Here is a 13,328-nt window from a genome sequence, read left to right as displayed (position 1 = left end):
AAAGGGACGGTTCTTGTGATATATTATAATATATCACAAGAACCGTCCCTTTGATATGGTAGCTCAACTTCATGTTTTCATAGAACTTTTGACACTACCCTTTTTTATTGATTTATATTTTAAATGCATGCACCTGATGTAATGATTGCTGGACTTCAGCTAAGGTACATACCTGGGTCCCGGGTTTTGATGCAGTTATAGTCCCTGCAGTAGTTATCCATTTTGCTATTTCTTCCAGTGGTTTATTATTTAATAATGCATAAGCAAGAGTTGCTACCATAGAATCTCCTGCGCCAACAGTGCTTTCTCGCTTAATAGGAAAAGTTTTTACTCGATAAGTCTCTTTGTCATTTAAAACAATAGCACCTTCACTGCCCATAGAAATTACTACCAAATTAATCCCTTTTTCAATGAGGTGTCGGCCGGCTAAAACAACATCTTTTTCTTCTAACAGTTTACATCCTGCTAAATTTTCAAGTTCATGAATATTAGGTTTTATAGCAAAGGGTAAAGCCTTAATACCTTCCTCAAGCGCTTTGCCGTCAGCGTCCAATATGGTCTTGATACCTTTAGCATTTGCAATTTCAATATAATCTTTATATATCGTTTCAGGTACACCTGGTGGCAAACTACCGCTGAGAACCAAAATGCATGTTTGATCCATTAAATGTAAAAGATTATCGCTAAATCTTTTTAAATCTTCCTGTGTGACTAAAAAACCAGCTTCATTTACTTCTGTTGTAATTTTTGTTTTTTCCTCAACTATTTTTAAGTTTGTACGAGTCTCACCTGGTATTTTTAAAAACGAAGTTTTAATACCTTCTGCTTCTAAATACTCCAGAAGCAGTTGTCCTTGAAAACCGGCAATCAATCCGGCAGCCAAAACATCTACTTCAAATTTCTTTAATACTTTTGCAACATTAATACCTTTTCCGCCTGCATCCATACGTATATCTTTAACACGATTCAACCCCCCAGTTTTTAAAGAACTAACTGTTACGGTTTTATCTAATGCAGGATTGAGGGTAACTGTAACTACAGATGTTTTCATGTCTATTTCCTCCCATCATTTTACAAAATGTACCTCTATCCCCATTTTCTTCATTTCTTTAACAATATTTTGCGAAACACCATCATCTACTATACATTTATCTATTTCATTTAATTCTGCAAATTTTCCAAATGACACTTTCCCTACTTTAGTGTGGTCAGTCAGTAAGATTATCTCTTTTGCCACCTCAATCATTTTTCTTTTAGGAGCATATCAAGGGGACGGTTCTTATATATTACAATATATCATATATCATAAGAACCGTCCCCTTGATATGCCCCTTGTGTGCTGTCTTATATATTTTTTAAGGCATGATAGGAACTTTCTATTGTTTTTTCTATGTCTTCCATTGTGTGTGCATTTGAAATAAAAATAGCTTCATATTGGGAAGGTGCGATATAAATGCCTGACTCCAACATTTTTCTAAAATATTGTGCAAATTTGTGGGTATTGGAAGTAGTGGCACTCTTGTAATCTCTTACAAATTCCCTGGTAAAGAACATACAAAGCATAGAACCAACTCTATTAAAAAACATTGGTATTCCTAACTTCTGTACATTGCTTTTCAGCCCATCTTCCAGCTTGGCAGACTTAGTTTCCAGATCTTCATAGATTCCAGGATTATTTTTTAATATTGTCAGGGTTTCCAGACCTGCAGCCATCGCAATAGGGTTACCTGATAGCGTTCCTGCCTGGTATACCGGGCCTATCGGAGATATTTTTTCCATAATTTCTCTTCTCCCGCCATAAGCACCAACAGGAAGACCTCCGCCAATAATTTTACCGAAGGTAGTTAAATCAGGTGTGATATTATATAATCCCTGTGCACAATGCAGAGATACCCTGAATCCGGTCATAACCTCATCAAAAATAAGCAGTGCACCATACTGCGTCGTAATTTCTCTTAACCCGAATAAAAAATCTTTTTCCGGAACTACCACACCCATATTTCCTGCTACCGGTTCGACGATTACTGCTGCAATATCTTCACCATATTTTTTAAACAGTTCTTTTACTTCTCCAAGATCATTATAGGATGCAGATAAGGTGTGTTTTGCAAAATCAGCCGGAACACCAGGACTATCCGGGATTCCAAAGGTAAGTGCACCCGACCCGGCTTTAATCAGCAAACTATCGGAATGCCCATGGTAGCAGCCTTCAAATTTAATGATTTTATTTCTTCCAGTATAACCTCTGGCAAGTCTGATGGCACTCATCGTAGCTTCTGTCCCGGAATTGACCATTCTAACCATTTCTACAGAAGGGACCAACTCACATATGATTTGGGCCAATTTTACTTCTAATTCTGTGGGGGCTCCAAAACTTGTACCATTTTCAGCAGCATTTTTAATAGCCTCCAGCACTCTCTCATGGGCATGTCCCAGAATCATGGGTCCCCATGATCCAACATAATCTATATATTCATTTCCATCCTCGTCATATATTTTTGAGCCTTTCGCCCTTTTAATGAATGGTGGTATTAACCCTACCGATTTAAATGCCCTTACAGGGCTATTAACCCCTCCGGGAATGTATGTTTTGGCTCCTTCAAACAGTTCGGACGAACGCTTATATTGCATGTATTCCATCCTCCTTCATCCACCGTGCAATATCTTTTGCATAGTAAGAAATAATAATATTTGCACCTGCTCTTTTTATAGACGTAAGCATTTCTACAGCAGCTTTCTTTTCGTCCAGCCATCCCATTTTTACTGCAGCTTTAAGCATCGCATACTCACCACTTACATTATAGGCTGCTACCGGCAGATTACACTTATTTCTCACCTCGTTGATAATATCAAGGTAGGACAGAGCAGGTTTTATCATGACAATATCAGCACCTTCTTCAATGTCTAATTCCACTTCTCTTAACGCTTCCAGCTTATTAGCAGGGTCCATTTGATATGTCTTTCGGTCTCCAAACTGCGGCGCAGAAAAAGCAGCTTCCCTGAAAGGGCCATAAAATGCTGAAGCGTACTTTGCACTATATGCCATGATGGGAATATTGTTAAAATCATTTTCATCCAATTTTTTTCTTATGGCGGCTACCCTTCCATCCATCATGTCAGAAGGAGCAACCATATCCGCCCCGGCCTCCACGTGCGACAATGCAGTAGTCGCAATTAGTTCCAATGTTGAATCATTATGTACATCTCCGTTTCTAATAAGACCGCAGTGACCGTGGCTGGTGTACTCACATAAACATACATCGGTTATTACCATCATCTCTTTACATATTCTCTTTATCTCTCTGATTGCTTTTTGCACAATACCACCTATGGCATATGCTCCGGATCCGGCTTCATCTTTTTCTTTGGGTATTCCAAAAAGTAATACTGCCCGGATACCTAAATTATAAATTTCTTCGATCTCTTTCTTTAGCATATCTATCGAGAGATGATAATTATCAGGTAGAGAAGATATTTCATTTTTTATTCCATTTCCTTCAACTACAAAAATTGGATATATAAAATCATTTAAAGTTAAAACTGTTTCTCTTACCAGATTTCTTATGTTTTCACTTGATCTTAGTCTTCTAGGCCTTTTGATAATGTCCATTATTTCACCCCGCAAACTTTTAAAACACAATTTACAAGTTCGTCTATCGTTGCATTTGAAGCTGTTCCAGCCACCCCAAGTCCAAGAGAATTGGCGGTTTCAGTGGTCACAGGTCCAATAGAGCATACTTTTGTCTGTCCAATGTCAGTACCAACAATTTTTACAAAGTTTTCTACTGCCGACGAACTTGCAAAAGTAATGATGTCTATATCACCCTTCCTCAAATCTTCTAAAACCTCCAGGTCTATCTCATCATTAGGCTGGGTTCTGTAAGCCTCTACTTTATGAACCGTTGCACCTTTTTCTGCAATAATATTATAAATGGTTTCCCTTCCAATATTTGAAGTAGGTATTAAGACCCTATCCTTTTCATGAATGTGCTCCTTAATTACTTTTTCAGCACCATAACTGTTGAATTGTTCAGGTATAATATCGATATTCAGTCCCAATTCCTCAATTTTTTCTTTTGTTTTAGGACCTATCGAAAATATCTTTATTCCAGCCAATTTTCTTATATCTATTTTCAGCTCCTTCATCCTTGTAAAAAAGCCTTCTACACCGTTAACACTGGTAAATACGATCCATGAATACATATGAATGTTATTTAATGCTTCATCTAAAGGTCTATAATCTACCGGCTTGGTGATATTTATAGTAGGAAATTCAACAACATCACCACCAAGCATTTCAATCTTATCTGCCAGTGTACCTGCCTGTGCAGAGGTACGTGTCACAAGAATCCTTTTTCCAAATAAAGGTCTGGATGACAGCCAATCCAATTTTTTTTGCAAAGTCACTACATTACCTATTACTAACACAGAAGGAGAAGTTATATTGTTCTCCCGTACAACCTTTTCAATATCCTCCAGCGCTGCTGTCACTGTCCTTTGTCTTGATGTAGTACCCCAGTGGATGACTGCTGCAGGTGTATCAGGCCTTTTACCATTCTCTATTAATTTTTGGCTTATCATTCCTATATTTTTCATTCCCATTAGGAAGACCAACGTACCTTCCAGTTTTGCCAGGGTAGGGTAATCAACATCTTCTTTTCCTTCTTCTTCATGTCCGGTTATTACATGTACCGAGGTACTAAATTCCCTATGGGTAACAGGTATACCGGCATATGCGGGACAAGAATAAAAAGATGAGATTCCTGGAACAATTTCAAATTCCAGTCCGTGCTGTCTTATATATTCTGCTTCCTCTCCTCCCCGGCCAAAAATAAAAGGGTCTCCCCCCTTTAACCTAACTACATTTTTACCCTCTTGTGCTTTTTGTATTAATACATCATTGATTTCATCCTGGGTTAAAGTATGGTGGTCCGGCTCTTTTCCCACATAAACCAGTTCGCAGCTTTTTGACCGGTATTTCAAAATCTTTTTGTTTACCAATCTATCATATACCAAAACATCAGCTTTTTGTATTAGTTCCAAAGCCCGTAAAGTTATTAATTTATAATCTCCCGGACCGGCACCTACAAGATATACTTTTCCTTTTTCCACTTTTACACCTCCAAATGGCAATTAGTATAAAGCTGTATTATCTTTTCGGCCAAAGCTATTCCCAGTTCCTGAGGATGATTAGCACTGCCTTCCGCATATTCTCTTATCATCTTACCCTGGTAGAACATGCCGTACATTTTTAATTTTTCCCCTTCCATCCATGCATACGCCCCAATGGGGACATGGCAGCCTCCATTTAATCTGGTTAAAAAGGCTCTTTCCGCCTGTATACAAGTAAATGCTTGCGGGTTATGAAGACACTTCAATATTTCCTGGGAAATATTGTCATTCTTTCTTATTTCGATGCCCAGGATTCCCTGTCCGACAGCGGGAACAAATTCTGTTGGGGCAAAATATTGCGTAATGTTAGCTTCCAGCCCCGCACGCTTTAAACCGGCAGCAGCAAGAACAATAGCATCAAATTCAGTCTTCACTTTGTTAAGTCGTGTTAATATATTTCCTCTTAGCGGTACAATATTTAAATCCGGTCTCAGTCGCAGTATTTGGACCTGCCTTCTGAGACTGCTTGTTCCTACCACAGCACCGGCAGGCAAACTGTATAAATCCCTTCCTTCCCTGGATACCAGCACATCCCGCGGGTCCTCACGCTGTGAAACAGCACCTATCTCCAGTTCATCCGGTATTTCCGTGGGAACATCCTTCATGCTATGTACTGCCATATCAATTGAGCCTTGCAAAAGTTCCTGCTCAATTTCTTTTACAAAGAGACCTTTACCGCCGATTTTGTTAAGCGTAACATCTAATATCCTGTCACCCTTTGTTTTTATTACTTTTATTTGATATTTCATTTCAGGAAAATTTTCTTTGAGTTTTGTAATGACCCATTCGGTCTGTTTGAGAGCTAACTCGCTTCCCCTGGAACCTATAACTAATTTATTCTTCATGACAATACTCCTCATATATACGGTTTATACGCTCTTTAAACGCTTCACAACCTTTACTCATTGCAATTTGAATGATATCATCTTCTACAACCCTGTCAAACAATTTTTTTCTGGTTTCTTCATCATTAATCCCCATTAAAGCTTTTTGCCTTAATTGTTCTAAAGCGTCTATAATAAAGGGATATTCTGTACTGTATTGACTCTTTAACTGCTCCTTAATCTTTTGGGATAATTTAGGAAATTTCCCCCCGGTAGATATGGCAATAGTTAAATCACCTTGATTGAAAACAGCAGGTGAAATAAATGAAGAGTCGTATGGGCTATCAGCACAATTGACTAAAATATTTAATTTTTTTGCATCCCCGGTTATCTTATTATTTACTTCAGTATCATTAGTAGCAGCAAATACAATAAATGCGTCTATAATGTCATCCTCTGAATATTTTTTTATTTTCAGGTTAATGCTACCCTTTTCTGATAATTTTTTTATCTCTTCAATCGCTTCAGGGCTAATCACCTCAACAACAGCTCCATAGCCGCACAGTGTTACTATTTTTCTATAGGCAACTCTCCCTCCTCCCACTACAACGCATTTTTTTTTCGTAATATCTATAAACACAGGATAGAAATTCATATATCCCACCTCTATTTTTCAAAAGATTTTTTAATGAACTCATCCCATGACATATTCTGTTCCTGTTCCCTGGCACTCTCTATAATAGGATTTATGACAGCATCAATAGAGTTTTTCAAAATTTTATATATGATCTTCTTTTCTCTTTCATCTTTAATATTCAGTTTTCTTATAGCATAATGGTATTGCCTTTCCAACACGCCTTTGCCATATACATGGATGGCTCTAATGGATTCAAGCCTATCATAAGCATTTATCCACTCTAAAAATTCACAGCAATATTTCTGCAAGATATTTTGCGCTTCTTTTGAATGTTCAAATCTTTTCTGTAAATTTTGTTGCACTACTTTATCAAGATCATCTATTGTAAAAAGGTGAACACCTTGTAAATTTCCTATTTCTTTTTCGATGTCCCTTGGCACGGCAAGGTCCAATATACATAATTCTTTCCCGCTATTTCTAGCCATGCAAAATTTATCATAGGTAAGTGTATAGTGGGGACTGCTGGTGGACGAAATCACTACATCTATATCATCTAAATAGTGATATCTTTCATCATATGAAATAATTTTTGTCCCTTTAATTTCTTTTTGAAATTCTACTGCATGATGATGTGTCCTATTCGTCATAATAATATCATGCACACCTGCAGATATAAGTTTTTTAACTGCCAGCCTGCCCATCTTCCCAGTGCCAATAACCAAAACTTTTTTATGCTGAATTTTCCCGCCAAAGTACTCTTCAATAAACTTTACTCCTACTGAACTGATAGAAAGAGAATTTTGGGAAATACCTGTAATATTTTTTACCTCTTTCGCAGCAGAAACCGCAGTAAAAAATAATCGGTTTAATATGGGACCGGTACTTTTACGATGCATGGCAGTTCTATGAGCCGCCTTAATCTGTCCTAATATCTGATCTTCACCTATTACTAATGATTTAAGCCCTGATGCAACATTTAAAAGATGCAGTACTGCCCGTTCCCCGCTTTCCAAATACCCATATTTATTCAGGTGAACTCTGTCAATCCCATGGAAATTGACGAAAAAGTCAAAAAGAATTTTTGGTAATAGGCTTGCTTCTTCTGTACAGCAGTAGATCTCACTGCGGTTACAAGTAGATAAAATAATAAATTCTTTTATGACATCCTGTCCCGCCAAATACTCACAGGCGCGCTGGAACTTTTCTGAAGTATAAGAAGCCTTTTCCCGAATTTCTATAGGCGTTGAATGATCAATCCCCATCACTACTACATTCATTTCGTCTCACTTTTCCTTTTATATCTTTTTCTGCTTTTATTTATACCTAGAAATTATAACACTTATTCTATTTGTTAACAATGCACATTTATTTGATTTATGGAAAATTATAACGAAAGTAAAATAATAAAAGGATATGTGCAATTACATACCCTTTTATTTAATGATATTTGTTAATCAAATAATTCAAGAAGCCTTGCAGACATTAGCTGCTGCGTCTGAGGCGGAAGCTGCGTCTGGAGTATAGATATCAGCACCAATGCTCTTACAGAAATTATCAGTTACAGGTGCTCCACCTACCATAATTGTAACGCTATCTCTAATTCCTGCTTCCTTAGCTGCTTCTACAACATTTTTCATTTCATTCATGGTTGTTGTCAGCAAGGCTGAACAAGCAATAATTTGAGCACCCTGTTCTTTAGCAGCAGCAATAAATTTTTCGGCAGGAACATCTATTCCTAAATCTATAACCTCTAATCCCTTACCTTCCATCATCATTCTAACGAGATTCTTGCCGATATCATGGAGGTCACCTTTAACAGTACCTAATACAACTTTTCCTACAGCTTTAACACCGCTGGATACCAATAAAGGCTTTAATAACTCTGTACCTGCATTCATAGCTCTAGCTGCAATAAGAACTTCCGGAACATAAACCTCATTATTTTTAAACTTTTCACCAATGATGCTCATACCAGATAAAAGCCCTTCTTCGAGAATAGTTTTAGCATCTATTCCCTCGTCAATTGCCTTTTGAACCAGTTCCTTAACATTTTTTGCTCTTCCTTGCTGTAAGTATTGAGAAATCTCATTTAAAATACTCACGCATATTCCCCCTTGTCATTTTTATCTAATTAGCCTATACGGCTATAATCAACTATTATTCTGCAGGCTTTTTATATTTTGTCCCCTGGACTCTCTGAACTTTCCTGGGCTGACTCCAACTATTTTCTTAAATACTTTTGAAAAATAACTTTGGTCTTCATACCCTACCAGATTTGATATATCCACCAGGGAAACAGAATCATCCATTAACAATTTCTTACTCATTTCTATTCTTACGTTATTCAAGTATACATTAAAGTTACATTTCATCTCGTCTTTAAATATTTTGCTAAAATATGAAACGCTTAAATAAACGTGGGAAGCGACTTCTTCTAAAGTGATCTTTTTCATATAGTTTCTTTTTACATAATCTATTGCCTTGTAAATTACATCCACATGCTTTACATCAGTAAGATTAAATACGCAATCCGTAAACCGTATCATAATTTTGGACAGCCAAAAAGTTAATTCTTCCACCGTCTTAAAGGCATGTATCTGATTTAGATATTTATAGTTCAGACCGAATATCTGTTCTACATCAGCACCACCTTCCAAGGCAGCCCTGGATAGTAGAACAACCAGCTCAAGGACCCTGGCTTTTATAATTTCAAAATTCCCTCCGGTAGAAAAAAATATGTGACCAAATATTTCATTCAGTATTTTTTGTGAGCCCGTTTTATCTCCAAGTGATATAAGGGATAATAATTCTTTTTCCTTTTCAAGCGGATAACTTCGTAACCCACTCTCACTCCCGCCCATTGTTTTAATATAATGTATATACTCTGATATATCTGACTGCTGTTCAAGGTATTCCCTTTCTTCAAGGTACTGGGATGGCTGAACATCAGAAATATGAGTGGCAAATATAAAAAGCGTCTCGGCCAAACTGTTTACTTTATCAGGTTGTATAATCGGGACCTCATCAACATACTGCCTTAACTGCTCTACATATTCCTCTTCAATGTTATTCTTTCTGATGATATCATCCATTAAAAATTCTTCAGGATCTACCATCAAAGCAGGACCACCTAAAATTGCACCTTTCATCATGCCATCGCTTGTAATAGGGGAAGCCCAATGGACAAGGCCCATCGGACAGAAGAATACATATTTTCCACCAAACCTCTCAGCCTGGTAACTCCCATATAAATGGACATTTTTACAGGACTGCTGCCGGTTTAGAACTCCCTGTACCTTCCTACAAAACTTACAAAAGCTTTGGTCATTGTTCGTATCATATAGTAAATTTCCATAGGTATCAATTATAAAACATTCAACACCAACTGAATGACTATAGATACGAGCGCAGCTTTTTGCCCTGTCCAGATCAAATCCAACATCATCTCGTTCTTTATTTACCCCCATTTTATCACTCTTTCCAGTATATACAGTATATATATACATATATATTATCAAAATCAATTCTTTATGTAAATGGACGATATTGAATTACACTCTTATAGTACTACTTTAGCAGCATAAGGTATTGAAAAATATTTATCTTTTTTGTACTTTTTCACTTTCATATACAAGTCGTGTTTTATCCCATATTATAATTAACCAACTTTAAGATTAAACATTTAGTTTTAAAGTTGGTTAATTTCATCGATAACTACATTAATTTATTTATAATTTTGATATTGGTTATCGATATATTTCATAAAAAAGTACAACATTTCAAAATTGATTTATATAACTTGTATCTGAAATAGAGTAATATTTAATAAAGAATTTATAAGTTATGAAGGAGGAACATGTTATGAATTCAAAGCAGTTAGTTTTAGATGCACTTTATAATAAAGGGGTTGAGCGCGCTCCCTGGGTGCCTTTTGTCGGCTGCCACGCCGCGTCTTTAATTGGTGTAAGCGCAGAAGATTTTTTTAAAAGCAGTGACAATATTGTAAAGGGAGTATTAAAAGCCTATGAACTTTACCGTCCGGATGGACTGCCGGCTTTATTTGATTTGCAGGTTGAAGCAGAAGCAATGGGATGCGAATTAAAATATGCTGAAACCAATCCCCCATCTGTTACAACTCACCCCCTGGAACAGGGTAAGAAGTTAGAAGATTTAAAAATTCCTGGTGAACAGGATGGAAGATTTCCAGTTGTACTGGATGCAACACGAAGGATTTGTAAAGAATTAGGCGATAAAATCGCCATATATGGACTTATAACCGGACCTTTCACATTAGCCCTCCACTTAATGGGTACCGATATATTCTATGAAATGATTGATGAACCTGAAAACGTCCATAAATTAATGCAATTCTGTAAAAAGGTGTGTATTAATACATCCAGGATGTATCTGGATGCCGGTGTAGATATTATAGCTGTTGTCGACCCAATGACTTCTCAGATTTCGCCGGATAATTTTGCAGAGTTTGTATCTCCCTACGCTACTGCTATATTTGATTATGTTAAATCTAGGGATAAAGGCTGCTCATTCTTTGTATGCGGTAATGCTAAGAATAATATTGAAGAAATGTGTAAATGCAAACCCCATAATGTATCCATTGATGAAAATATTCCTTTGGAATATGTAAAAGAAGTCTGCCAAAAATACGGCGTTTCTTTTGGGGGTAACATCAAACTTACTGTTACCATGCTTTTCGGTACCCCAGTAGATAATATTAATGATGCCAAAAATTGTATGGCAATCGGTGGTACTAAAGGTTATATTCTTTCTCCAGGATGTGATATGCCTTTTGCAACTCCGGTAGAAAATGTAAAAGCAATAACCAGCCTTGTTCATGGAGAAGTTGCAGAATTCCTTGAATATACCAATGTCCTGGAAGGTATAGAAGTAAAGCTTCCCGACTACGCTAAGGAAAAACAGGTTATTATTGATGTTATCACCCTGGATTCTGAATCCTGTGCCCCCTGCCAGTATATGATGGAAGCTGTGAGGGCTGCTGCTGCAGGTTTTGGAGATAAAGTAAGGTATATAGAACACAAGGTAAAACAAAAAGAAGCAGTTGTTTGTATGTTACAGCTTGGTGTTCAAAATATTCCAACCATCTGTATTGATGGTGTAATTAAATATGTAAGTATTATTCCTGATGTTGAGCAATTGAAAAAGAGCATACAAGAAGCTGTGGATGCCAAGAATCTATAGTTCAAACTCTAATGGTTTATTAGGAGGGTACAAGCATGGTACATCAAAAAGTAAATGTAAAAGTGGTTTCCCTTAAAGAACCATGTACTGCTTGTATAATCATAGACGGGCTGATTAAAGAAATCCTTGCAAAGATACAAAAAGAATATAATAACGTAGAAGTTGAAATCATTGAGCTGGAACACCCAAAACAAGCTCATTTAGTCAAAGGGCTGGAAGTTGAAAAATTTCCAGCCATCCTTATAAATGACGAACAGGTTACTGCAGGTTCACTCCCTTCAAAGCAGCAGTTAATTTCAATGATTCAAACCGGAGGTGCATAATAGGTGATAAAAACAAACCTTGTCGTAATTGGCGGTTTTTTAGGAGCCGGTAAAACTACTTCTATACTAAACATGGCAAAGTACCTTTTAAGCATAGAGAAAAAAATCGGTATTGTGACCAATGACCAAGGCAGCCAGCTGGTTGACACAAATTTTTTGGCCAAGGAGGGGCTGCCTGTCCTTGAAGTTACCGGCGGCTGCTTTTGCTGTAATTTTGACGAATTTACCCAAAAAGTTAACCAGCTTGCTGAAAACGAAATGCCGGATATCATACTTGCAGAACCCGTAGGCAGCTGTACTGACCTTATTGCTACTATTTTTAAACCCTTACAATTGAGCTATACCCGGCAGTTCACCCTTAGCCCCCTATCCATTGTTGTGGACCCCAAAAGGGTAAAAAAATTGATGATAGAAAAAAACTCATCCCTCTTTTCCAATGAGATTAACTACTTATTTCGTAAGCAGTTGGAAGAAGCTGACCTTATCATCCTTAACAAAATTGATACGCTTTCTCAAGATGAGATAAGTTCTATATGCGCTTTCCTAAAACAGGAATTTAAAGGTGTAGATGTTTTGACTGTTTCAGCCAAAGAAAATGTAGATATCGATAAATGGGCAGCGATGGTCATCAAAAGACAGTCATCAATGAAAAACACTTTAGATATAGATTATGAGACCTATGCTGCGGCAGAAGAATATCTAGGATGGCTAAACAGTTCCGTTTTGTTAAATACCCATCAATTTATTGATATGAATGCTTTTATCAAAAACCTGATGGAAAATCTAAGAGAAAAGCTGAAACAACAGAATATTGAAATTGCTCATTTGAAAATTTACGGTATTGCTGAAGATGACTGGGCAAAGGCAAGTTTAACAAGTATTTTTGATAACGTTGATTTTAACAGAACAATGAAAAAAAGTATAAACCAGGCTAATTTAATCATTAATGCCCGCATCAATATAGAACCGGAAAAGCTTAAACCTCTTGTCGAGGATACTCTAAGGGAACTTTGCACTGAAATAAATGTTGTTATCAGTGACATAAAAACCGAGTGTTTCAAACCAGGCAGACCCCAACCTAAATATAGGATGAAATAACGGCATTGTATTATGGTGAGAATATGATATAATAAAAGCACAATCTAAAGTAATTGT

At 36.9% G+C, this 13,328-nt stretch carries 13 protein-coding genes; 3 read left to right on the top strand and 10 right to left on the bottom strand.

Annotated features, from left to right (window positions below; genetic code table 11):
• Positions 1-112 precede the first annotated feature (112 nt).
• The 10 genes from pfkB to CIB29_RS01810 form a co-directional block, all read right to left on the bottom strand.
• A complete protein-coding gene (gene pfkB / locus CIB29_RS01855) occupies positions 113-1,051 on the bottom strand; it encodes a 1-phosphofructokinase (RefSeq protein WP_094546225.1) in 939 nt (312 codons plus the stop codon).
• A 15-nt stretch (positions 1,052-1,066) separates the two neighbouring features.
• The gene (locus CIB29_RS19415; protein WP_094546223.1) at positions 1,067-1,246 is read right to left on the bottom strand and encodes a DeoR/GlpR family DNA-binding transcription regulator; all 180 of its coding nucleotides are present in this window, start codon (positions 1,244-1,246) and stop codon (positions 1,067-1,069) included.
• 98 nt (positions 1,247-1,344) lie between these two features.
• Entirely contained in the window at positions 1,345-2,631 is a 1,287-nt protein-coding gene (gene hemL, locus CIB29_RS01845) for a glutamate-1-semialdehyde 2,1-aminomutase (RefSeq protein WP_094546221.1), read from the bottom strand.
• Entirely contained in the window at positions 2,621-3,604 is a 984-nt protein-coding gene (gene hemB / locus CIB29_RS01840; RefSeq protein ID WP_198543711.1) for a porphobilinogen synthase, read from the bottom strand. Before hemB ends, hemL begins: the two co-directional genes overlap by 11 nt.
• A gap of 5 nt (positions 3,605-3,609) precedes the next feature.
• Positions 3,610-5,112, bottom strand: a complete 1,503-nt coding sequence (cobA, locus tag CIB29_RS01835) for a uroporphyrinogen-III C-methyltransferase (RefSeq protein ID WP_094546217.1) — start codon at positions 5,110-5,112, stop codon at positions 3,610-3,612.
• A gap of 2 nt (positions 5,113-5,114) precedes the next feature.
• On the bottom strand, positions 5,115-6,017 hold the full coding sequence (hemC, locus tag CIB29_RS01830; protein ID WP_094546215.1) for a hydroxymethylbilane synthase: 903 nt from the start codon (positions 6,015-6,017) through the stop codon (positions 5,115-5,117).
• Positions 6,007-6,651, bottom strand: a complete 645-nt coding sequence (locus CIB29_RS01825) for a precorrin-2 dehydrogenase/sirohydrochlorin ferrochelatase family protein (protein WP_094546213.1) — start codon at positions 6,649-6,651, stop codon at positions 6,007-6,009. The genes hemC and CIB29_RS01825 overlap by 11 nt, the downstream gene beginning before the upstream one ends.
• Positions 6,652-6,662: 11 nt before the next feature.
• Complete coding sequence (gene hemA / locus CIB29_RS01820) at positions 6,663-7,910, bottom strand: glutamyl-tRNA reductase (protein ID WP_094546211.1); 1,248 nt, start codon at positions 7,908-7,910, stop codon at positions 6,663-6,665.
• 186 nt (positions 7,911-8,096) lie between these two features.
• A complete protein-coding gene (locus CIB29_RS01815; RefSeq protein WP_094546209.1) occupies positions 8,097-8,735 on the bottom strand; it encodes a cobalamin B12-binding domain-containing protein in 639 nt (212 codons plus the stop codon).
• Positions 8,736-8,783: 48 nt separating this feature from the next.
• Positions 8,784-10,100, bottom strand: coding sequence for a PocR ligand-binding domain-containing protein (locus tag CIB29_RS01810; RefSeq protein ID WP_198543706.1), 1,317 nt, complete (start codon positions 10,098-10,100; stop codon positions 8,784-8,786).
• Positions 10,101-10,494: 394 nt separating this feature from the next.
• On the opposite strand from CIB29_RS01810, the gene CIB29_RS01805 reads away from it, so the two are divergent.
• From CIB29_RS01805 to CIB29_RS01795, 3 genes are read left to right on the top strand one after another with little or no spacing between them, the layout of a single operon-like run.
• Entirely contained in the window at positions 10,495-11,850 is a 1,356-nt protein-coding gene (locus tag CIB29_RS01805; protein ID WP_198543705.1) for a uroporphyrinogen decarboxylase family protein, read from the top strand.
• A gap of 35 nt (positions 11,851-11,885) precedes the next feature.
• Positions 11,886-12,173: a thioredoxin family protein gene (locus CIB29_RS01800; RefSeq protein ID WP_094546203.1), complete on the top strand. Its 288-nt coding sequence runs from the start codon at positions 11,886-11,888 to the stop codon at positions 12,171-12,173.
• Between the two features lie 3 nt (positions 12,174-12,176).
• The gene (locus CIB29_RS01795; RefSeq protein WP_094546201.1) at positions 12,177-13,271 is read left to right on the top strand and encodes a GTP-binding protein; all 1,095 of its coding nucleotides are present in this window, start codon (positions 12,177-12,179) and stop codon (positions 13,269-13,271) included.
• The last annotated feature ends 57 nt before the right edge of the window (positions 13,272-13,328 follow it).

The organism is Petroclostridium xylanilyticum (genome assembly GCF_002252565.1).
GTDB classification, from domain to species: domain Bacteria; phylum Bacillota; class Clostridia; order SK-Y3; family SK-Y3; genus Petroclostridium; species Petroclostridium xylanilyticum.
Note: the sequence above shows the minus strand (reverse complement) of the source record. Positions and strands in the feature narration are given on the sequence as shown.